The organism is Frigoribacterium sp. Leaf44 (assembly GCF_001421865.1).
Lineage (GTDB): Bacteria > Actinomycetota > Actinomycetes > Actinomycetales > Microbacteriaceae > Frigoribacterium.
The window spans coordinates 676349-694851 of the sequence record NZ_LMLG01000006.1 but is presented as its reverse complement, the minus strand read 5'-3'; the positions used below and the strand labels follow the sequence as shown (position 1 = coordinate 694851).

Genomic DNA, 18503 nt, shown 5'->3' with positions numbered 1-18503 from the left:
GAACTCGCCGAGACCCCAGCTCGCGCCCTGGGGTCTCGGCGGGTTCCCGGGGTCTCATCGCTCGAGATCACCGTGCACCGGGCCGTGGATCGGGCGTCGGACCCGGTCGTGGCGGTGGCGGCACTGGTGGGGCTGGGCGTCACGCGCGTGCTGACGTCGGGCGGGGCGTCCACGGTCGGGGCGGGTCTGGCGTCGGGGGTGCTGCCGCGCCTGGTCGAGGTCGCGGGCGACGTGCAGGTGATGGCAGGGGGCGGGGTGCAGCTCGGCGACGTCCCGGCGCTCGTGGCCGCGGGGGTCGACGCCGTGCACCTGTCGGCGAAGAGGGCGCGGGCCGTGCGCGCCTCCTCGTCCCGGTCGGGGACGACCGTGTCGCTCGGCACCGAGGCGACGACGGACTCGTGGTTCGAGACCGACCCCGAGCTGGTCCGCGCCGCCCGTCACGCCCTCGACCAGGCCTGAGGCCGCGGCCGACCGCGACACCGCCGCGCACCGGCGACGCGACGCGTCCCGGGGTCCCGACCCGCGCCTCCTCCCCAGGGTCCCGACCCGCGCCTCCTGCCCGACTCCTGCCCACCGCGGCGACCGCCCCCGGTCGCGGGGGTGCACAGTGGAGCGATGACATCGACGTCCCTCCTCGTGATCGGCGGCACCGGGCAGATCAGCGCCTCGGTCGTGCGGCAGGCCCTGCGCGACGGCCTGGCCGTCACCGTCCTCAACCGCGGCAGCACCACGATCCGGCCCGTGCCCGCGGGCGTCGAGCAGCTCGTCGCCGACGTCCGGGACGAGGAGGCGCTGGTCGCCGCCCTGGACGGACGTCGCTTCGACTCGGTGGCCGACTTCCTGACCTTCACGCCCGACCAGCTCGCCTCGATGCTGCGGGTGGTGGCGCCGCTGACCGATCAGTACGTGTTCATCGGCTCGGCGTCGGCGTACCAGAAGCCCCCGGTGTCGTTGCCGATCACCGAGGCGACGCCGCTGTTCAACCCGTGGTGGTCGTACTCGCGCGACAAGATCGCCTGCGAGCGCCTGCTGCGCGACGAGCACCTCGCCGGGCGGGTGCAGGCGACGGTCGTGCGCCCCTCGCACACCTACGACGAGACGGCCGTGCCGTTGCTCGGCGGCTGGACCACGATCGAGCGCATGCGACGCGGCGACCCGGTCGTCCTGCACGGCGACGGCACCTCGCTCTGGGCGCTGACGCACTCGGCCGACTTCGCCCGCGCCTTCGTGGGGTTGCTCGGGCACCCCGGCGCCCTGGGCGAGGCGTTCCACATCATGTCGCCCGAGCTGCTCACCTGGAACATGATCGCCCGCGACCTCGCCGACGCCGCGGGGGCGTCGCTGCACGTCGTCCACCGCACGACGCAGGTGCTGACCGACGAGGTGCCCGAGTGGACGGCCGACCTCTGCGGCGACCGCAGCCACCCGGCCGTGTTCGACACGTCGAAGATCCGCGCGTTGGTGCCCGGTTGGGAGGCGCGGGTCCCCTTCGCCGAGGGAGCCCGCCAGATCGTCGCCTGGCACGACGCCGACGCCTCACGTCGCACGGTCGACCCCTGGGTCGACGACGCCTACGAGCGGCTCGTCGCGCTGTAGCCCGAGGCCCGCAGGAGCTTCTGGTCGACGTCGCACCACCGTCGCGTCGTCGAACCACCCACGAGCGTGGTTCGTCGACACGAGCGTGGTGCGACCTCGGCCCCGGGGTCCGTCGCGCACCGCACCCGCTCGACCTGCGTCCCGGGCCACCGTCCCGGGCGACCAGCCCCGCCGTCGCACCGCCGACTGAACGTCGCACCGCCGATGTAGGCGTTGCGATGTTCAGTCGGCGGTGCGACGCAGCGCGGCCGCGGCCGCAGGCGCGGGCGCCGCGGCGGTCGGGGCGCCGGCCGCGGCAGCCGGCTCCGAGCCGGCCTGCGCCGCAGGCACCGCGCCCGGCAGCGTCAGCCGGAACACCGCGCCGGGCCGGCCGACCCCGGGCGGCTCGCAGACCAGGTCGCCGCCGTGGGCGCGCGCCAGGCCGCGGGCGATGGGCAGCCCCAGGCCCGCGCCTCCGTCCCCGGACCGTCGGGCCTCGTCGAGCCGCACCAGCCGGTCGAACACCCGCTCGCGATCGGTGTCGGGCACGCCCGGGCCGTCGTCGGACACGAGCACGGCGACCTCGTCGGCCCTCGACGCGTCGAGCCAGAGCGTCACCTGACCCGTGCCCCCCGTCGCCCGGGCGGCGTTGTCGACCAGGTTGCCGACGATCTGCGAGACGCGCCCCGCGTCGGCCGCGACCACGACGGGCCCGTCGGGCAGCACGACGCGCAGGTCGAGCGACGGCCGTCGTAGCCGCTGACGCTCGACGTCGGCGAGCAGCGACGCCCCGAGGTCGACGGGGGCGACGTCGAGCGAGATCCCCTGGTCGACGCGGGCCATCAGCAGCATGTCGTCGATCAACCGGGAGGCGCGTTCGGCCTCGCGCACCACGTGCGTCGCCAGCCGCTCGCGTTCGTCGGCCGTGCCGGGCGACCGCACGAGGGTGTCGGCCGCGGCGCGCATGCCGGCGACGGGGGTGCGCAGTTCGTGGGCGGCGTCGGACACGAACGCCCGCACCCGCGTCTCGGCGTCGAGTGCGGCCCGCTCGGCCCCCTCGACGCCGTCGAGCATCTCGTCGAAGGCGACGGCGACCCGGCCGATCTCGGTGTCGCGTCGGGCCGGCCGCAGGCGTCGGCCCCGGTCGCCGTGAGCGATCGACCGGGCGACGCCGGTCATCCGGTCGAGCGGCCGCAGGGTGGCCCGCACGACGAGGGCGAGGCCGATCGCCGCGATCAGCAGGAAGGCCGCGGAGGCGCCGATCATCACCCAGCGCAGCTGCACCAGGGTCTCGCCCACCGACCGCGAGTCCGTGGTCAGGGTGATCGTCGACCCGTCGCTGAGCTGCGAGACGAGCGTGGTCACCTCGTCGTCGCTCCGCACCTCGGACGAGGTGACCGTGACCGCGTCGGACGAGGAGGCGCTGCCCGCGTCCCCGGCGTCGGTGCCGGTCGAGCCCGTGTCCGAGCCGGTCCCGCCGGTGTCGGTGCCCTCCTGGGCGTCGGTGCCCGCGCCTCCTGGTCCGTCGTCGAGGCCCGAGGCCGGGCCGCCGCGACCGGGGCCGCCCTCGCCGAGCGAGGGCGGACCGTCGCGCAGCTGGTCGGGGCTCGGGCCGGCGACGATGGCGTCGCCGTTCGCGTCGCGGATGACGACCGAGAGCCCCTGGGCCGAGAGCCGGTCGGCGAGTTCGTCGCCGTCGACCGTGCCGACCAGGGCGGCAGCGGCCGCGGCGCGGTCGGACAGCCGGTCGACGACCTGGGCGCGGAGCCGCTGGCCGAGCGTGAGCTCGACCGTCACGGCGAGCGCCGCCAGCAGGACGGCCAGCAGCAGGAGCACGGCGACGACCGTGCGGGCGCGCAACGAACCGGTGCGCAGCCCGGGGGCGGCGGTGTCGGGGGCCGACGCCGCGCCTCCTCGGGGGTGGTGTCCCGTCGAGAGCGCAGCGGGACGGCGGGGGCGCGTCACGCGCTCATTCGGTAGCCGAGGCCGCGGACGGTGTGGATGAGGCGGGGGCCGCGGGTCTCCATCTTGCGGCGCAGGGCGCTGAGGTGCACCTCGACGAGGTTGGGGTCGTAGTCGTCGTAGCCCCAGACCTGGGTGAGGATCTGGGTCTTCGAGACGGTGCGTCCGCGGCTCTCGGCGAGGAAGCCGAGCAGGCGGAACTCGGTCGCGGTGAGGTCGAGCGGTTCGCCGCCGCGCGTGATGCGGGCCGCCTCGGGGTCGACGACGAGGTCGCCGATCTCGATCACCGAGGGGATGCGACCGCGGCGTCGGAGCACGGCCGTGACCCGGGCGATCAGTTCGGCGACGGCGAACGGCTTGACCACGTAGTCGTCGACGCCCTCGGCGAAGCCGCGCAGTCGATCGTCGACCTCGTCGCGGGCGGTCAGCATGACGACCGCCGCGTCGGAGGAGGTGCGGATGGTGCTCGCCAGGCGGATGCCGCTCGCCCCGGGCAGCATCCAGTCGAGCACGACGAGGTCGGGCACGAACGACCGGAGTTGCTCGGGCAGGTCCGCGCCGTCGGCCAGACCGTGCACGGCGAATCCCTCGGCGCCCAGGGCGGTGACGACGGCGGTGCGGATGGTCTCGTCGTCGTCGATCACGAGGACGCGGGCAGGGCTGAGCATCCTCCGAACGGTAGGGCCGGTCGGTGGGCGGAGGCTATGGACGGGCTGGGGGTGCGGTGTGGGTCGTCCCTTGGATGCATCCCGCTAGTGTCGGCCCATGGGGAGACAGCGCCGACGACGCCAACTCGTCGCGGGCGGCGTCCTGGTGGGCCTGTCCCTGTCGGCGTTCTGGCTCGGCGTGCCCGTCGCGGCCTGGTGGCCGTCGGCCTACCTGACCGTCGGGTTCGTCGCGTTCGGATGCTTCCTGGTCGCCTTGTGGTTGTTCCTGCTCGTCGTCGCCGAGCGCGACGATCCATCCGGAGACACCCCGGGCGGTTTTGCGTCTCCGAGCCTCTGGCCGTTCCGACGGCGGCAGACTCCGGTCGCCCGGGACCCGCACGCCGCCCACGTCGCGTCCTGGCGCCACCCTGCCTGGACCGACCGGGTCGTCCCGGTCCTCCGTCGCGTCGACGCCGACGAGACCCTCGAGCTGTTGCTCGTCGATGATCGAGGCGAAGGCCCGATCGGCACGAAGAGGGAGATCGTCGTGGCGTTCTCCACCCAGGACCTCATGCTCATGTCGGCCGCGCTGCGAGAGGCCGCCCACGACTCCGGCGCCCGCTACCCAGCCAGGGACACCGGCTTCGACGCGCGGGACGCTCTCGCCTGGTCGCGTCGGGCCGCCCGGGCCGCCCGCGATGCGCCTGCCCCCCAGCCCGGCCCGCCGAGCACCGTTGCCGTCGGAGCACGACGCATCGCGTGGACCGCCTGGGCGCTCGAGCAGGACACAGGAGGTGGCGACGTCGACGGGGCCTCGGATCCGTGGTTCGCCATGCCCCTCGACCAGCTCGAGGCCGTGCTGGCCACCCTCCTCGAGGTGGCGGCGGGCACCATCGATGTCGAGCTCGGTCCTCCCTACCGACCCGGTGCCCATCAGCCCGACGGCCCTGGGGCCGTCGGCGGCGAGGACGGGCACGACGAACGCTCGGCGGCCGCAGAGCTGGTGCGACGCCTTCGCGACGTCCTCCGTCATGCGCACGAGTCCGACCCCGAACCGACGTTCGGACCCGCCGACTCCTAGTCGCCCGTGCCGAGCCACCGAGGCGGATCGGTGCGACCAAGCGCCGCTGGATCGTCGGTGAGCGGGATCTACGGACGGGCTGGGGGCGCGGTGTGGGTGGGGTCACCGTCGCCGCCGAGGTCGGGGTCGAGGTGGGCGAGGACGAACGGATCGACGCAGCCCCGGGCGAAACCGCGGATGCGTCGGTCGATGTCGCGCTGCAGGAGGACGACGCCGATGCGCTCGGCCACGGGCGCCAGCCAGGCCGGCTTGCACGAGAAGTTGTAGCGCCAGACGGCCTCGGTCGAACTCGGGTCGCCGTCGACCTCGCTGAACCGCCATCCCCCGCCCATGCGCGCGAAGAACCACGACCCCTTCGTCATCTTCATGCCGACGTTCGTCGGTGGGTTGTACGAGACGTACTCGCTCTCCATCCGGAACCCGAAACGCTGCACGGTGAACGTGCGGACCCCCTTGGCGGCCCGGGTCGCCCCGCCGACGAGGTACTGCCGCCGGATGAACGGGTCCCACCGCTTGCGCGCCTCCCCCTGGGTCTGCGACACCGCGAAGGCGACGTGCAGGTCGACAGGAACGACACACCGGGACTCGACGACGGGCATGGGCTCATCGTCGCACCTCCGGGCGTCCGGATGACGACCGGCGTGGAAGGCTCAGTACAGACCTGTCGACACCGGACCCCGAGGAGCGACGTGCTCGCACGAGACGTGACCGAGAAGAGATTCACCCCGACCCGCTTCCGCGACGGCTACGCGATGGAGGACGTGGACGCGTTCCTCGAGCGCGTCCGGGCGACCCTCGCGGCCTATGAGCAGGGGACGGCCGTCGGAGTCCTCGCGGACGTCGACGTCGTGGCCGCCCGGTTCCAGCCGACGAGGTTCCGGGAGGGGTACGACCAGGACGAGGTCGACGACTTCCTCGACCAGGTCGTCGTCGAGCTCAGGGGACGCCAGTCGACCGGGGGTCGCTGACCGCGTCCCGACGTCGCGACGTCGCGTCAGTCGCGGGCGTGGCGCACGTACGCGACGAGCGCGTTGGCGTGCCCGTGGCCGAGGCCGTGTTCGTCTTTGAGCCACGACACCACCTGCATGTGCGCGTGCTCGTCGAGACGCTCGTCGACCAGGTCGATCCACTCCTGGACCGGCCGCCCGTAGGTGCGCTCGATGCTCGGGAAGTACGACGCCGGCCCTTTCACGGTCTGGCCGTCGGCGGGCGGTTCGGGTGCCAGGACGCGTCGCTCGGACATGCCGTGACGGTAGCAGTCGGTGGCGGCGCGACTTAAGCCCCGCTTCAGATTCGGTTCCGAGAGTGGTGTCTGCCGGAGGGAACGCCCCGACCGCCAGCCGCACCGCGGCTCGCCCGGCGCCCGACATCTGGAGACACCATGGCGAAGGACACCACCCCCGACGGCCGCGACGACGACCGTCGCGACGAGAACACCCCCACGCAGGACGACGCGTGGGCCGAGCGACTGCGTCGTGAGGACGAGGACGAGGACGCCCGTGCGACGACCGAGCTGCCGGCCCGGCCGTCGGGCCAGCCCACGGCCCCGACCACCCCGATCGTCGCCGACGACCAGCGCACCCGCGAACTGCCCACGGACGGCAGCGCGTTCCGCGCCGAGTCGACCCCGCGACGGCGCCCGAGGAAGGGCCTGCTCGTGGGCATCGGCATCGCGGCGGCCGGCCTCGCCCTGGTCGGGACCAGCACCGCCGTCGCGGTGTCGAACGCCGGGAGCTCGACCAGCGCCTCCTCGAGCGCGACGCCGGGTCGGGACGACGCGACGGACCAGGCCGACGGTTCACGCCAGGGGTCGGGAGAACGAGGCTCCGACGACGCCACCGATGCACCCACCGACGCACCGACCGCGCCTGCTGCGGGTGACGATTCGGACGAGAGCGCTCCGGCCGAGGGCACCGGGCCCGACGGCGAAGCCCTGCCGGCCCCCGGCACCGGCCCCGACGGGAAGGCCCTGCCGACCCCCGGCACCGGCCCCGACGGGAAGTCCCTGCCGGAGGCACCGGAGGGCGGCCCCGCCGCCGGCGGCCCGATGGCTGGCGGACCGCAGGGCCCCGGAGAGAAGCGCGGCCCGGGCCACGGCCCCGGCGAGAAGGGCGGCCCGAAGACGGACTCCGGCGACACCGAGGACGACTCCGAGCGCCCCACCCCGCCGACGGACGCGCCCACCCCTCCCGCGGATGCGCCGACGCCGCCCCCCGGCACCGACGAGGGCTCGGGCTCGTAGGCCGCCGGCCGCACCGGCCGTCAGGGCGCCGGCCGCTCGGAACCGCCGGCACCGGTCAGCACAGCCGGCGCCCGTCAGAACACCAGGCTCCGTCAGAACCGCGTGGTGATGCTGCCCTCGACGACGGGTGGCACACCGCGGCGGCTGGCCGAGCCCCGCACCGTGGCGATCTCGTTCCACTTGTCGATCGTGGTGCAGGGGTGCGAGACGCCGAGCCGCACCAGGTCGCCGACCTGCAGCCCCGACGCCGGGTCGAGCCGCAGGAAGGCGTGCTGGTCGTTGAGGCCCGACACGTGCGACCCGTCGAGCACCCCGGGGAGGCGCCGGTCGGCCGCCTGCGGACGCCACGCCTCGAGCGGCACCGGGAACCCCTCGTCGTCCGACGTGTCGCGCCGCCCGACGTTGAGCAGGGCGAGCCCGGGCTCGGGACGGGACACCACGGACGCCCAGAGCTCGAGGGTCGGCAGGAACGAGAGTCCGGTCGAGGCCTCGGCGCCGGGCCTGGTCTGGGACGAACCGGCGGGCACGGCGTGCGGCTCCTCGGAGCGCTCGGCTCCGAACCCCTCGGCCGCTCCGTCGAACCCGGTGAGCTCGCCGTCGGTCGGCCCGCCCATCTCGCGGTCGGCCTGCGACCCCGCGGAACCGTCGCCGACGGCCACCGTGACGTCCGCGTCGACGCCACCCGCGCCTCCTGCGGTCGTGGGCCCGGAGTCACGGGCGAACGGCGTCAACCGCCGGTAGAGGTCGTGGTCGTGGGCGACGTACGAACCCGACCGCAGCACGACGCGTGTGCGCGGCCCCTGCAGCCCCGACGGGTCGTGGCGGTCGCCGAGCACGGCGACGACGCGGTCGAAGTACACGCTGCCGCCGGCGGTGAGCACCACGTCGTGACCGGACGACAGCCACGGGTCGAAGGCGGGGGCGCCGATGCCGTCGAGCACGTCGAGGAGCCCCCGCAGGTAGTCGTCGACCACGGCGATGCCGGCCGCGTCGACGTCGTGCGTGAGGGCGCCCTCGTACCCGGCCACCCCGGCCAGGACGAGATGCGGCGAGGCCGCCACGGCCTCGGCGACGAGCAGGGCCTCGCGCACCGAACGGGCCCCGGTCCGACCGAGTGGCGACCCGAACTCGACCAGCACCGCGAGCGGACGCTCGGCCTCGGCCCGCGCCAGGGCGGCGTCGACGAGGCGTACGGTCTCGACCGAGTCGACCCACATGAGCACGTCCGTGCCGGGTGCGGCGAGCGCCGCGAGGGTCGCGGGCGCGAAGGCGGTGCCGGCCAGGACGACGGTCGGAACCCCGGCCTCGCGGGCGACGGCGACCTGGAACGCCGTCGCGAGCGTGATGCCCCACGCCCCGGCGTCGAGCTGCCGCCGCCAGATCTCGGGCGCCATGGTCGTCTTGCCGTGCGGCGCCAGGTCGACCCCGGCCTCGCGGCACCAGGCCGCCATGGTCACGACGTTGTGGTCGAGGGCGTCGAGGTCGATCGTGAGCAGCGGGGTGGCGAGGTCGATCAGCGGGACGGGCCGCGGTTCGCGGCCGAAGCCGACCTTGGTGATCGACGTGACGGCGGGGGCGGACGGGGTCGAGGGTGACGTGGTCATGGTGCCTTCCGACGGGGCGGGTGGGGTGGTGCTGCGGTCAGGCCGTGTGTCGGTGCCTGACGGTAGTTTTGCAGTCACCCCCGACACGCGACACATCACGTCGGGTCCACAGACCATCGATCAGAGAAGAGCAGACCTGTGAGCGAGAAGACCGAAGTCCGCACCGGCGGCGCCCCCACCCCCATCTCGACCTTCTCGCAGGGCGTGCTCAAGAACGGCTTCCTCAGCGTGTCGGGCCAGGGCCCGCAAGACCCCGCCACGAGCGAGTACCTGCACCCCGGTGACCTGACGTCGCAGACCGTCCGCACGCTCGACAACGTCAAGGCGATCGTCGAAGGCGCCGGCGGCACGTTCGACGACGTCGTCTCGCTGCGCGTCTTCCTGACCACGCGCGACGACTTCGCCGAGATGAACGCCGCGTACGAGACCTACCTGCTGCAGAACGTCCCGAGCGGAGTGTTCCCCACCCGCACGACGGTCTTCGTCGAGCTGCCGAACGAGGCCATGCTCGTCGAGATCGACGCGCTCGCCGTCCTCAGCTGACGCGCTGCGGCCCGGCGGCCCGGCCCCGGCGGCCCGGCGGCCCGGCCGAGCTGCCGCTCGTCGAAAGCGGGCGAGTTCGTACTCTCCGGGCCGGCACGATCGCCCGCCCGCCCCGAACACGCCCGTGTTCAGGGTCGTGCGGTGTCCAGGCGGCACCCAGGCCGGAGGCGCGGGGTCAGTCGGCCGCGCCCGTCACGACCACGGTCTTCCGTGACCACGTCGCGTCGGTCAGCTGGGCGAGCATGAAGCGCGCCACGTCGGCCCGGGTCACGTGGATGCCCGCCCCCTGGGGCAGTCGCTCCCCCATGGCGAGCGACCCGGTCGCCGGGTCGTCGGTGAGGCGCGTCGGGTAGACGAGCGTCCAGTCGAGGCCGCTCTCGCGCACCTCGGCGTCGGCGACGTCCTTGGCGGCGTAGACCTTGCCGAGCACGGTGTGGAAGAACATCTTCTGCAAGGTGTTCGCGTCGGCCTGGCTGTCGCCGACGCCGAAGGCCGAACAGACGACGAGGCGGTCGACCGCCGAGTCACGCATCGCCGGCAGCAGGGCGCGACCGACCTCGACCTCGACCGGGTGCCGGATGTTCCTCGAGCCGATCGCGTTGAGCACGGCGTCCTGACCGACGACCGCGGCGCGGACGTCCTCGGCCGAGGTCGCGTCGCCGGTGAGCACCCGGACGCCGTCGGTCACGTCGAGGGCGGACGCGTCCCGGACGAGCACCGTCACCTCGTGCCCCGCCGACAGGGCGACCCGCAGGACGTGGGAGCCCGTGCCCCCGGTCGCTCCCAGCACCAGAACCTTCATCGCGCCTCCTGTCGTTCATCGAAGCGAACACCGTCCGACCAAGAGCAGACCGAGAGCGGGCCGAGAGCTCTACCGCCCAGCCCGACCTCCGGGCACCCCGGATGCGCGCCGAACCCGACCCGGGGCACCCTGGATGCGCGCCGAACCCGACCTCCGGGCACCCCGGATGTGTGCAAATCCCGACATCTTCGGGCCGGCACGCCGCTCATCTTCCCCCCGAGGCGGCATGTCGCCCGTCGACTGTCGCGATTTGCACACGTCGGCGGCGAACCCGGGGTGCGGGGCGGGCGGGCGGGTCGGGCGGGGGCGGGTCAGCGGAGGCGGCGGCCGGCGGCCCAGAGGCCGACCAACCCCGAGGGGCCCAGTCGGGGCGTCGCGTAGGTGGCCCGGTCGGCATAGGCCCCGGGGTCGACCAGCTGGAGGTCGGCGACGGCCCCGGGGGCGATGCCGAGCGCGCCTCCTGCCCGGCGCACGGCCCCGCCGCCTCCCGCGACGCCGCCCGCACCAGCACCAGCACCCGCACCGACACCGGCACCGGCACCCCTGCCCTCCAGCCCGAACCGCGAGGAGGCGCGGGTCGACAGGCGCGCGATCGCCTCGCCCCTCGACAGCACGGCCTGCGGCCCCGACCCGGCGTACTCGTCGAGCACGCGCGAGAACGTCCCGTACAGGCGGGGGTGCACGGTGCCGGTCTCGCGCGGCAGACCGTCCGACCCGACCAGGGTGTGCGGCCAGGCCAGGGCCGTCCGCATGCCCTCGAGGTCGGTGTGGAACTCGATGACGGTCAGGGCGCCCCGCTCGGCGAGGACGAGGTCGGCGAGCACCTCGCGCGGGTCGGCCCCGACCGACGCGGCGATGTCGGACAACGACCACCCCTCGAAGCCCGCGTGCTCGGGTCGCGTGAACCCCGCCAGCGAGATCCGTGCGGGGCCGATCGCGGCGTACTGGTTCTCGAGCGTCGATCCGGCCCAGGGCTCGAGCAGCCCGTCGAGCACATCCCTCCGCGAGCGCGTGCCGGGTCGGAGCGCCTCGAGCAGGCTCTCGACCCCGCGGTCGGCCGTGGCCGGCGGGAACAGCGACGCGACCGTCGTGCTGCCCGCGTCGTAGGGGTAGACGTCCGCGCTGACGTCGACGCCGTCGTCCCGCAGGGCGTCGAGGTGGTCGACGATCGCGGGCATGCCGCCGACGTTCCGCGGCCCGGTCACCTTGAGGTGGCTGACGTGGACGGCGGCCCCGGTCTCGCGTCCCAGCGAGGCCAGCTCGTCGATCGAGTCGCGGAGCCCGTCGGCCTCGTTGCGGACGTGGGCGACCAGCAGCGCGCCCCGCACCGCGCACTCCCTGGCCAGGGCGACGAACTCGGGCCGGTCGGCGGCGTCGCCGGGTGCGTACATGAGGCCGAGCGAGACGCCGAGCGCCCCGGCGTCGAGTGCCTCGCCCACCGACGCCGCGATGAGCGACCGCTCGGCGGCGTCGGCCGGACGTCGCTCGAAGCCGAGCACGCCCGCCCGCAGCGGGGCGTGCGGGACGAGGGTCGCGGCGTGCAGGCCGAACGTCCCGTCGACGTCGCCCTCGGCCAGCGTCCGCACGTAGTCGGCGAACGTCGCCCATCGTCGCGCGGGGAACCCGCCGAGCACCGGCCGCGAGTAGTCCTCGAGCGAACGGTCCCGCGGGTCGGTCGGCGACGGCGCGACGCCCTGGCCGCAGTTGCCGACGATCGTGGTGGTGACGCCTTGCCCGGTCTTGGGCGCGACCCCTCCCGGACGGAACAGCGCGGCGTCGTCGTGCGCGTGCACGTCGACGAACCCCGGCAGCACGTCGAGCCCGCTCGCGTCGACCACCTCGACACCGTCCGGCACCCCGGACGAGGAGGCGCGGCGCCCGTCACCCACGGACGCCGCGGCCCCGGGCCCCACGGCCGCGACCACGCCGTCGCGCACGACCACGTCCGCGACGCGACCCGCGCCTCCGGACCCGTCCCAGACCGTCCCGCCCGCGAGCACCAGCGTCGTCACGGGGCCACCGCCGTCGTCACGGGGCCACCGCCGCCGTCACGGGAGCGCCACGGCCATCGGAAGGAGGGCCGAGCTACTCGAAGCGCTGCCACACGGGCTTGTTCGCGTAGGTGTAGCGGTAGTAGTCCGCCAGCTGCAGCGACGACGCCGCGGCTTCGTCGACGACGATCGTCGCGTGCCGGTGCAGCTGCAACGCGCTGCCCGGGCACATCGCGCCGAGCGGACCCTCGACCATGCCGGCGACGGCCGATGCCTTGGCCGACCCCTGCGCCACGAGCACGACCTCGTGCGCGTCCAGGATCGTGCCGAGCCCCTGGGTCAGGCAGTGCGTGGGCACCTGCGACGGGTCGTCGAAGAAGCGCGCGTTGTCGGCTCGGGTCTGCGGCGCGAGCGTCTTGATGCGGGTGCGCGAGGCGAAGGACGAGGTGGGCTCGTTGAAGCCGATGTGCCCGTTCGCGCCGATGCCGAGGATCTGGATGTCGATGCCGCCCGCGTCGGCGATGGCCTGCTCGTAGTCGACGACCGCGGCCTCGATCTCGCTCGCTCGCCCGTCGGGCACGCGCACCTTCGACGCGTCCATGCCCAGGGGCACGACGACGTCGCGCTCGATCACCGACGCGTAGCTCTCGGGGTGCTCGAGCGGGATGCCGACGTACTCGTCGAGCGCGAACCCGGAGGCGCGGGAGAAGTCGAGCTCGCCGGCCGCGACCCGGGCCGCGAGCGAGGCGTAGATGCCGGTGGGCGACGACCCGGTCGCGAGCCCCAGCACGGCCTCGGGGTCGCGCTGGACGACGGACGCGATCTTGAGGGCGGCGACGCGGCCGACCTCGTCGGCGTCGCGGACGATGACGATCTCCATGGGGGCTCCTTGCTGACGCGGCGTCAGGTGATGTTCGCCACGACCGACGCGATGTACGCCTCGCGTTCTTCCCGCGAGGCCGGCCGTCCGGGCACGCCCGGACGCTGCTGCCACGGTAGCGGCCCCGACTCGTGCCGGTACTCGACGCCGATCGCGTCGAGGCGTCCGAGGTGCACGGCGAGGCGTGTGGAGAAGTCGTCGAAGTCGCGGGGCTCGGTCGTCCACAGGGCCTCGGCGACGGCACACAACCGCGGGAAGGCGAAGAAGTCGACGGTGCGGGGCGAGTCCATGTGCTCGGTCCAGATGTTGGCCTGGCCGCCGAGCACGTGGCGGGCCTCGGCCTCGTCGAGGACGGCCGGCACCGGCTCGAACGCGTACACGTCGGCGAGGGTCAACGGGATCGACACCGGGATCGGCTCGTCCGGGCCGTCGGACTGCCGGTAGTCGAGGTAGACCTGGTCGTCCGGGCAGGCGACGACGTCGTACCCGCGTCGCGCGGCCGTGACGGCCCCGGTCATGCCCCGCCACGACGCGACCGTGGCGCCGGGCGACATCGTCGAGTTCCCCTCGAGGATCTCGTCCCAGCCGAAGGTGCGTCGCCCGGCGGCCGTGAGATGCGCGTCGAGCCGACCGATGAACCACGCCTGCAGCTCTTCCTCGTCGGCGAGGCCGCGTTCGCGCATGAGCTCCTGCGTGCGCGGGTCGGCCCGCCACTGGGCCTTGGGGCACTCGTCGCCGCCGATGCCGATCCAGGTGCCCGGGAAGAGCTCCATCACCTCGTCGAGCACGTCGGTGTAGAGGTCGACCGTCGACTGCTCGGTGTTGAGGACGTCCTCGAAGATGCCCCACTCGGTGCCGACGGCGATCCGTCGCGGCTCCGCGACGGGCCTGCCGCCGACCTCGACGGCGCCGACGCCCAGGTGCGGGTACGCCGTGATCGCCGCCATCGAGTGGCCCGGCACGTCGACCTCGGGCACGACCGTGATGTGGCGGGCCGCGGCGTAGGCCACGACCTCGCGGATGTCGTCCTGCGTGTAGAAGCCGCCGTGTGGTCGGCCGTCCTGGGTCGCGTCCGGCCCGGCCCCCACCTGGGACGACTCCCGCCAGGCACCGACCGAGGTGAGGCGCGGGTACTTCGTGATCTCGATGCGCCAGCCCTGGTCCTCGGTGAGGTGCCAGTGCAGCGTGTTCAGCCGGTGCAGCGCCATCAGGTCGACGAAGCGCAGCACGTCGTGCTTCGGCAGGAAGTGGCGGGCGACGTCGAGGTGAGTCCCCCGCCAGCCGAAGCGCGGCCGGTCCTCGACGTCGACGGCGGGAACGACCCAGTCGACGCCGGGCACGAGAGCCGAACGGTACGCGGCCGCGGGCAGCAGCTGACGCAGCACCTGCGCCCCGTGGAACGCGCCGGCCGCGTCGCCGCCGGTGATGCGCACCCCGGCGGGTCGCGCCTCCAGCCGGTAGGCCTCGGCTCCGAGCGAGGCGTCCAGGTCGAACGAGATGCCGGTGCCGTCGGCGCTGCCCTCGCGCAGTGGCAACCCGGTCGCCGGGCGCAGCGCCTGCTGCAGCCAGGCGACGACGCCCGCCAGCTCGTCGGGCGCCGAGACGCGCGTCGCCGAGTCGAGCCGGAACGCCCCGGAGGCGCGGGTCAGCCTCGCCGGGCGGGGCACGATCGCGACCGGTGCGGTCTCGGGCGTCCCGGTGCCGGCCGGCGCGGGGGTCGAGGGGGTCGAGGGTGCGTTCAACACGGGGTCAGCCCTTCACGGCGCCGGCGGACATGCCGGTCACCAGGTTGCGTTGGATGATCATGAAGAAGACGACGACCGGCAGCGAGAACAGCACCGAGGCCGCCATCTGTCCGCCGAAGTCGGTGCCGCTGGTCGGCGTGCTGAACGAGGCCAGCCAGACCGGCAGCGTGTACATCGACTGGTCCTTCATGAACGTGTAGGCCACGAGGTAGTCGTTCCACGCCGCGATGAAGGCGAAGATGCTGGTCGCGATCATGCCGGGCAGCACGAGCGGGAACATGATGCGCGTCAGCACCTGCCAGGTGCTCGCGCCGTCGAGCTGCGCGGCCTCTTCGACCTCGACCGGGATCGCCAGGAAGAACCCGCGCATCACCCAGATCGAGAACGGCAGCGTCGACGCGACGTACGCCAGGATGAGCCCGCCGTAGGTGCCGAGCAGCCCGAGGCTGTTGAAGATGAGGAACTGCGGGATCAGCAGGGCCGTCGCCGGCAGCATCTGCACGATCAGGATGAACACCATGATCGTGCGCCGCCCGCGGAACCGGAACCGCGACAGGGCGGCCGAGGCGAACAGGCCGAGAACGATCGAGAAGACGACGGCGCCGACCACGACGATCACGCTGTTGCGCAGGTTCGTGAAGAAGTCGGACTGCGTGACCGCGACGACGAAGTTGTCGAGGGTCGGGTTCTGCGGCCAGAACAGCGGGGTCGCCGTCATCACCTCGGGGCGCGGCTTGAACGCCGTGTTGACCATCCAGTAGACGGGGAACAGCCAGACGAGGCTGAAGACGATCGCGATCGCGTTGCTGACCCAGCGGGGCTTCCGGCGGCGACGGGTCGGGCGGGCGGGCGACGGGCGGCCGGTGCGGTGGCCCGTGCGCGCCTCCTTGGTCTTCTCGTCGCGCGCGACGGTCTCGGTCGTCGTGGTGCCGACGCCGGCGGGTGCGGTCGTGGTCACAGGTCTTCTCCGGATCGGACGAGGTTGCGGACGTAGAACGCCGTCAACACGACGAGCAGCAGGGTGGTGACCACCGAGATGGCGGCGCCCTGCCCGATGTCGAAGCCGACGAACGCGGTGACGTAGGTGAAGACGCCGAGGGTCGAGGTGGCGTCGTCGGGGCCGCCGGCCGAGACGAGCCAGATCTGGTTGAAGACGTTGAAGTCCCAGATGATCGACAGGATCGTGATCAGCAGCAGCGTCGGCTTGAGGAAGACCAGGGTGACGGTCCGGTACACGCGCCACTCGCTCGCACCGTCGAGCCGCGCGGCCTCTTTGTACTCGAGCGGGATCTGCGTCTCGGCGGCGTACATGGTCAGCGCGATGAACGGCACGGCCTGCCACACGATCAGCAGCCAGATGCTCGTGTATGCGAGGGCTGCATCGTTCGACCAGTCGACGTTGGTCATGTCGCCGATCAGGCCGGTCTGGGTGAGCAGCCAGTTGACGACGCCGTAGCCGGGCTGGAACAGCCACTTCCAGACGATCGACGACGCCACGTTCGGCATCGCCCAGGCGAGGATCAGCACGACGGTCACCGTGTAGCGCATCGGCGTGCCGAGCCGGGTCAGCAGGTGCGAGACGCCCGTGCCGATCAGGACGCTGCCGCCGACCATCGCGGCCGTGAAGACCAGGGTGCGGACGAGCGACCACCAGAAGCCGGTGTCGGCCAGCAGGGTCGCGTACTGCTGCACGCCGACCGAGTCGTAGGCGCCGGTGAAGAGCGAGCGCTGGTCGTAGTCGGTGAACGAGGTGAAGACCAGGAACACGATGGGTGCGACGGTCACGGCGAGCAGCACGATGCCCGCGGGCGACAGCAGCCAGAGCGGGGCGAGCTGGCGCTTCCCACCCGGCCGCACCGGAGCCTTCCGCTCGCTCTTCGGGCGCCGGCCGCCGCCCTTCTGGTCGGGCGCCGCGCCGGGCGGGGTCTCGGTGAGACCGGGGGCGATCGAGAGGGCCACGGTTCCTCTTTCGGTTCGAGTCCAGGAGGTGCGGGTCGAGGGGGCGGGAGCGTCGCGCGATCAGGTGGTCGCGCGACGCCCCCGGGGTGCTGCCGAGGGCTCGGCGCTACTCGTTCAGCGCCTCGTCGGTGGCCTCGTCGAAGGACTTCGCGGCCGCCTCGGGCGTCTTCGAGCCCGAGACCACCGAGGAGAAGAGCTGGTTGATGCTCTTGTCGCCCTCGAGGGCCGCCCAGTTCGCGCTGGCCGGGGTGGCCTTCGAGTTGAGCGCGGCGTCGAAGAAGCCCTTCTGGATCGGCGTGACCACGCTGCCGGCCGCCTCGATGCCCTCTTCGCTGTTCGGGATCCAGCCGTCGTTGCCCACGACCCACTCGCTCTGGATGTCCGGGCTCGTGGCGATCTTGGTCCACTGCAGGGCCAGGTCGGAGTTCTGGCTCTTGGCCGCGATGCCCCAGTCCGAGCCGCCCAGCATGACCGGCTGCGTCTCACCCGACTTGCCCGGCATCGGGAAGGTGCCGAAGTCGTCGTCGGTCAGGGCGGGGTTGGCCTTCTGGATCAGGTCGATCGAGCCGTTGGTGTGCAGGATCGTGGCCGTCTTGCCGTCGGCGAAGACCTGCGTCTGGTCGGGGGCGTCGGTGTCGAGGGTCTGCGACGCGGGCGTCGAGTAGGCGTTCTGGAACTCGGTGAAGTCCTCGAGGCCCTGCTGCGCCTCCTTGCTCTCGAGACCGGCCGTCCAGGTTCCGTCGCTCGACGTGGCGATGTCGCCGCCGGCGTCCCAGACGAACTGCATGCCCGCGTACCAGTACTGGCCGGGCAGGTAGAACGCCGAGAAGTCCGAGGCCGTGTTGGCGGCCTTCACCTTGTCGAGGTCGGCCGTGAGCTCGTCGTAGGTGGTGGGGGCCTCGGTGACGCCCGCCTCGGCCCACATCGTCTTGTTGTAGATGACGGCGCGGGCACCGGCGAAGCCGGGCACGGCGTAGAGCGAGTCGTCGACGGTCGCGGGCTCCTCGAGCCCGGTCAACCAGGTCTGCCCCTGCTTCAGGTCGTCCCGGTACGGCGTCAGGTCGAGGAGTGCACCGTTGGCGGCGTAGCTGGCGACCTGCGTGTTGCCGAGGTCGAGCACGTCGGGTGGGGTGCTCGTGGCGAGTGCCGTGCTGATCTTGGTGGTGATGCCGTCCCACTGCTGGATCTGGACGTCGACGTCGGCGCCCGTCTGCTTCGTGAACTCCTCGTTGACGGCATCGATGGTCTCGGGCGTGTAGTCGCCCGTCATCACCCAGACCGTCAGGGTCTTGCCGTCACCCTTGGTGGTGGGCACGGCCTGGGGCTCGTCGGACGAGCTGCCGCCCGTGCCCGAGCTCGAGCAGGCGGTCAAGGCGAGTGCCGCGGCCAGGCCCAGGGCCCCGACCGCCGTGTAGCGTTGGATTCGCAATTTCATCTCCTCGTCGTCGAAGCGGGGATGCCGCATCGCTGTG

The 18503-nt window shown here is 73.2% G+C and carries 17 protein-coding genes and 2 pseudogenes; 7 read left to right on the top strand and 12 right to left on the bottom strand.

Annotated elements, in window-relative coordinates:
* Positions 1-459, top strand: a 459-nt coding sequence (locus ASE87_RS16780; protein WP_304437696.1) for a copper homeostasis protein CutC, incomplete at its 5' end; no start/stop codon positions are given.
* Positions 460-615: 156 nt separating this feature from the next.
* Positions 616-1596 (top strand): NAD-dependent epimerase/dehydratase family protein, encoded by a 981-nt coding sequence (locus ASE87_RS11785; protein WP_043593424.1) that lies wholly within the window; start codon positions 616-618, stop codon positions 1594-1596.
* 222 nt (positions 1597-1818) lie between these two features.
* Here ASE87_RS11785 and ASE87_RS11780 read toward each other — a convergent pair whose 3' ends face one another.
* Together ASE87_RS11780 and ASE87_RS11775 are read right to left on the bottom strand one after the other, a co-directional pair.
* A complete protein-coding gene (locus ASE87_RS11780; protein WP_082452576.1) occupies positions 1819-3540 on the bottom strand; it encodes a cell wall metabolism sensor histidine kinase WalK in 1722 nt (573 codons plus the stop codon).
* Complete coding sequence (locus ASE87_RS11775) at positions 3537-4205, bottom strand: response regulator transcription factor (RefSeq protein ID WP_056228685.1); 669 nt, start codon at positions 4203-4205, stop codon at positions 3537-3539. Before ASE87_RS11775 ends, ASE87_RS11780 begins: the two co-directional genes overlap by 4 nt.
* 97 nt (positions 4206-4302) lie before the next feature.
* Between ASE87_RS11775 and ASE87_RS11770 the strand changes: the two genes are divergently transcribed.
* Positions 4303-5265, top strand: a complete 963-nt coding sequence (locus ASE87_RS11770; RefSeq protein ID WP_157489846.1) for a hypothetical protein — start codon at positions 4303-4305, stop codon at positions 5263-5265.
* Positions 5266-5333: 68 nt separating this feature from the next.
* Here the strand turns inward: ASE87_RS11770 and ASE87_RS11765 are convergent, their stop codons facing one another.
* A complete protein-coding gene (locus ASE87_RS11765) occupies positions 5334-5864 on the bottom strand; it encodes an SRPBCC family protein (protein ID WP_056228678.1) in 531 nt (176 codons plus the stop codon).
* 30 nt (positions 5865-5894) lie between these two features.
* On the opposite strand from ASE87_RS11765, the pseudogene ASE87_RS16775 reads away from it, so the two are divergent.
* Positions 5895-6050 (top strand): annotated as a pseudogene (locus ASE87_RS16775) (DivIVA domain-containing protein); the annotation flags it as partial.
* Positions 6051-6113: 63 nt separating this feature from the next.
* Positions 6114-6206 (top strand): annotated as a pseudogene (locus ASE87_RS16770) (DivIVA domain-containing protein); the annotation flags it as partial.
* Positions 6207-6259: 53 nt separating this feature from the next.
* Here the strand turns inward: ASE87_RS16770 and ASE87_RS11755 are convergent.
* Positions 6260-6508 (bottom strand): DUF4287 domain-containing protein, encoded by a 249-nt coding sequence (locus tag ASE87_RS11755; protein WP_056228671.1) that lies wholly within the window; start codon positions 6506-6508, stop codon positions 6260-6262.
* Positions 6509-6646: 138 nt separating this feature from the next.
* On the opposite strand from ASE87_RS11755, the gene ASE87_RS11750 reads away from it, so the two are divergent.
* Positions 6647-7507: a hypothetical protein gene (locus ASE87_RS11750; RefSeq protein ID WP_056228670.1), complete on the top strand. Its 861-nt coding sequence runs from the start codon at positions 6647-6649 to the stop codon at positions 7505-7507.
* A gap of 92 nt (positions 7508-7599) precedes the next feature.
* Here ASE87_RS11750 and ASE87_RS11745 read toward each other — a convergent pair whose 3' ends face one another.
* Positions 7600-9111, bottom strand: coding sequence for an alanine racemase (locus ASE87_RS11745; protein ID WP_056228667.1), 1512 nt, complete (start codon positions 9109-9111; stop codon positions 7600-7602).
* A gap of 138 nt (positions 9112-9249) precedes the next feature.
* Between ASE87_RS11745 and ASE87_RS11740 the strand changes: the two genes are divergently transcribed.
* On the top strand, positions 9250-9654 hold the full coding sequence (locus ASE87_RS11740) for a RidA family protein (RefSeq protein WP_043593406.1): 405 nt from the start codon (positions 9250-9252) through the stop codon (positions 9652-9654).
* Between the two features lie 175 nt (positions 9655-9829).
* On the opposite strand, the gene ASE87_RS11735 is transcribed toward ASE87_RS11740, so the two are convergent.
* The 7 genes from ASE87_RS11735 to ASE87_RS11705 all read right to left on the bottom strand — a co-directional run bounded on the left by ASE87_RS11735 (position 9830) and on the right by ASE87_RS11705 (position 18460).
* Positions 9830-10456, bottom strand: coding sequence for an NAD(P)-dependent oxidoreductase (locus tag ASE87_RS11735; RefSeq protein WP_056228664.1), 627 nt, complete (start codon positions 10454-10456; stop codon positions 9830-9832).
* A gap of 311 nt (positions 10457-10767) precedes the next feature.
* Entirely contained in the window at positions 10768-12468 is a 1701-nt protein-coding gene (locus ASE87_RS11730; RefSeq protein WP_056228661.1) for an amidohydrolase family protein, read from the bottom strand.
* Between the two features lie 73 nt (positions 12469-12541).
* The gene (nagB, locus tag ASE87_RS11725; protein WP_056228658.1) at positions 12542-13327 is read right to left on the bottom strand and encodes a glucosamine-6-phosphate deaminase; all 786 of its coding nucleotides are present in this window, start codon (positions 13325-13327) and stop codon (positions 12542-12544) included.
* Between the two features lie 23 nt (positions 13328-13350).
* A complete protein-coding gene (locus ASE87_RS11720; protein WP_200925473.1) occupies positions 13351-15072 on the bottom strand; it encodes a beta-N-acetylhexosaminidase in 1722 nt (573 codons plus the stop codon).
* Positions 15073-15076: 4 nt separating this feature from the next.
* Entirely contained in the window at positions 15077-16030 is a 954-nt protein-coding gene (locus ASE87_RS11715; RefSeq protein WP_200925472.1) for a carbohydrate ABC transporter permease, read from the bottom strand.
* Entirely contained in the window at positions 16027-17031 is a 1005-nt protein-coding gene (locus ASE87_RS11710) for a carbohydrate ABC transporter permease (protein ID WP_200925471.1), read from the bottom strand. The genes ASE87_RS11715 and ASE87_RS11710 overlap by 4 nt, the downstream gene beginning before the upstream one ends.
* 106 nt (positions 17032-17137) lie before the next feature.
* A complete protein-coding gene (locus ASE87_RS11705) occupies positions 17138-18460 on the bottom strand; it encodes a sugar ABC transporter substrate-binding protein (RefSeq protein ID WP_157489844.1) in 1323 nt (440 codons plus the stop codon).
* Positions 18461-18503: the final 43 nt, after the last annotated feature.

What these genes read in the sequence shown, in the direction of transcription:
- ASE87_RS11785 (WP_043593424.1), top strand. Translation starts at nt 616, where the DNA reads ATGACATCGACGTCCCTCCTCGTGATCGGCGGCACCGGGCAGATCAGC.
- ASE87_RS11775 (WP_056228685.1), bottom strand. Translation starts at nt 4,205, where the DNA reads ATGCTCAGCCCTGCCCGCGTCCTCGTGATCGACGACGACGAGACCATC.
- ASE87_RS11770 (WP_157489846.1), top strand. Translation starts at nt 4,303, where the DNA reads ATGGGGAGACAGCGCCGACGACGCCAACTCGTCGCGGGCGGCGTCCTG.
- ASE87_RS11765 (WP_056228678.1), bottom strand. Translation starts at nt 5,864, where the DNA reads ATGCCCGTCGTCGAGTCCCGGTGTGTCGTTCCTGTCGACCTGCACGTC.
- ASE87_RS11755 (WP_056228671.1), bottom strand. Translation starts at nt 6,508, where the DNA reads ATGTCCGAGCGACGCGTCCTGGCACCCGAACCGCCCGCCGACGGCCAG.
- ASE87_RS11750 (WP_056228670.1), top strand. Translation starts at nt 6,647, where the DNA reads ATGGCGAAGGACACCACCCCCGACGGCCGCGACGACGACCGTCGCGAC.
- ASE87_RS11745 (WP_056228667.1), bottom strand. Translation starts at nt 9,111, where the DNA reads ATGACCACGTCACCCTCGACCCCGTCCGCCCCCGCCGTCACGTCGATC.
- ASE87_RS11735 (WP_056228664.1), bottom strand. Translation starts at nt 10,456, where the DNA reads ATGAAGGTTCTGGTGCTGGGAGCGACCGGGGGCACGGGCTCCCACGTC.
- nagB (WP_056228658.1), bottom strand. Translation starts at nt 13,327, where the DNA reads ATGGAGATCGTCATCGTCCGCGACGCCGACGAGGTCGGCCGCGTCGCC.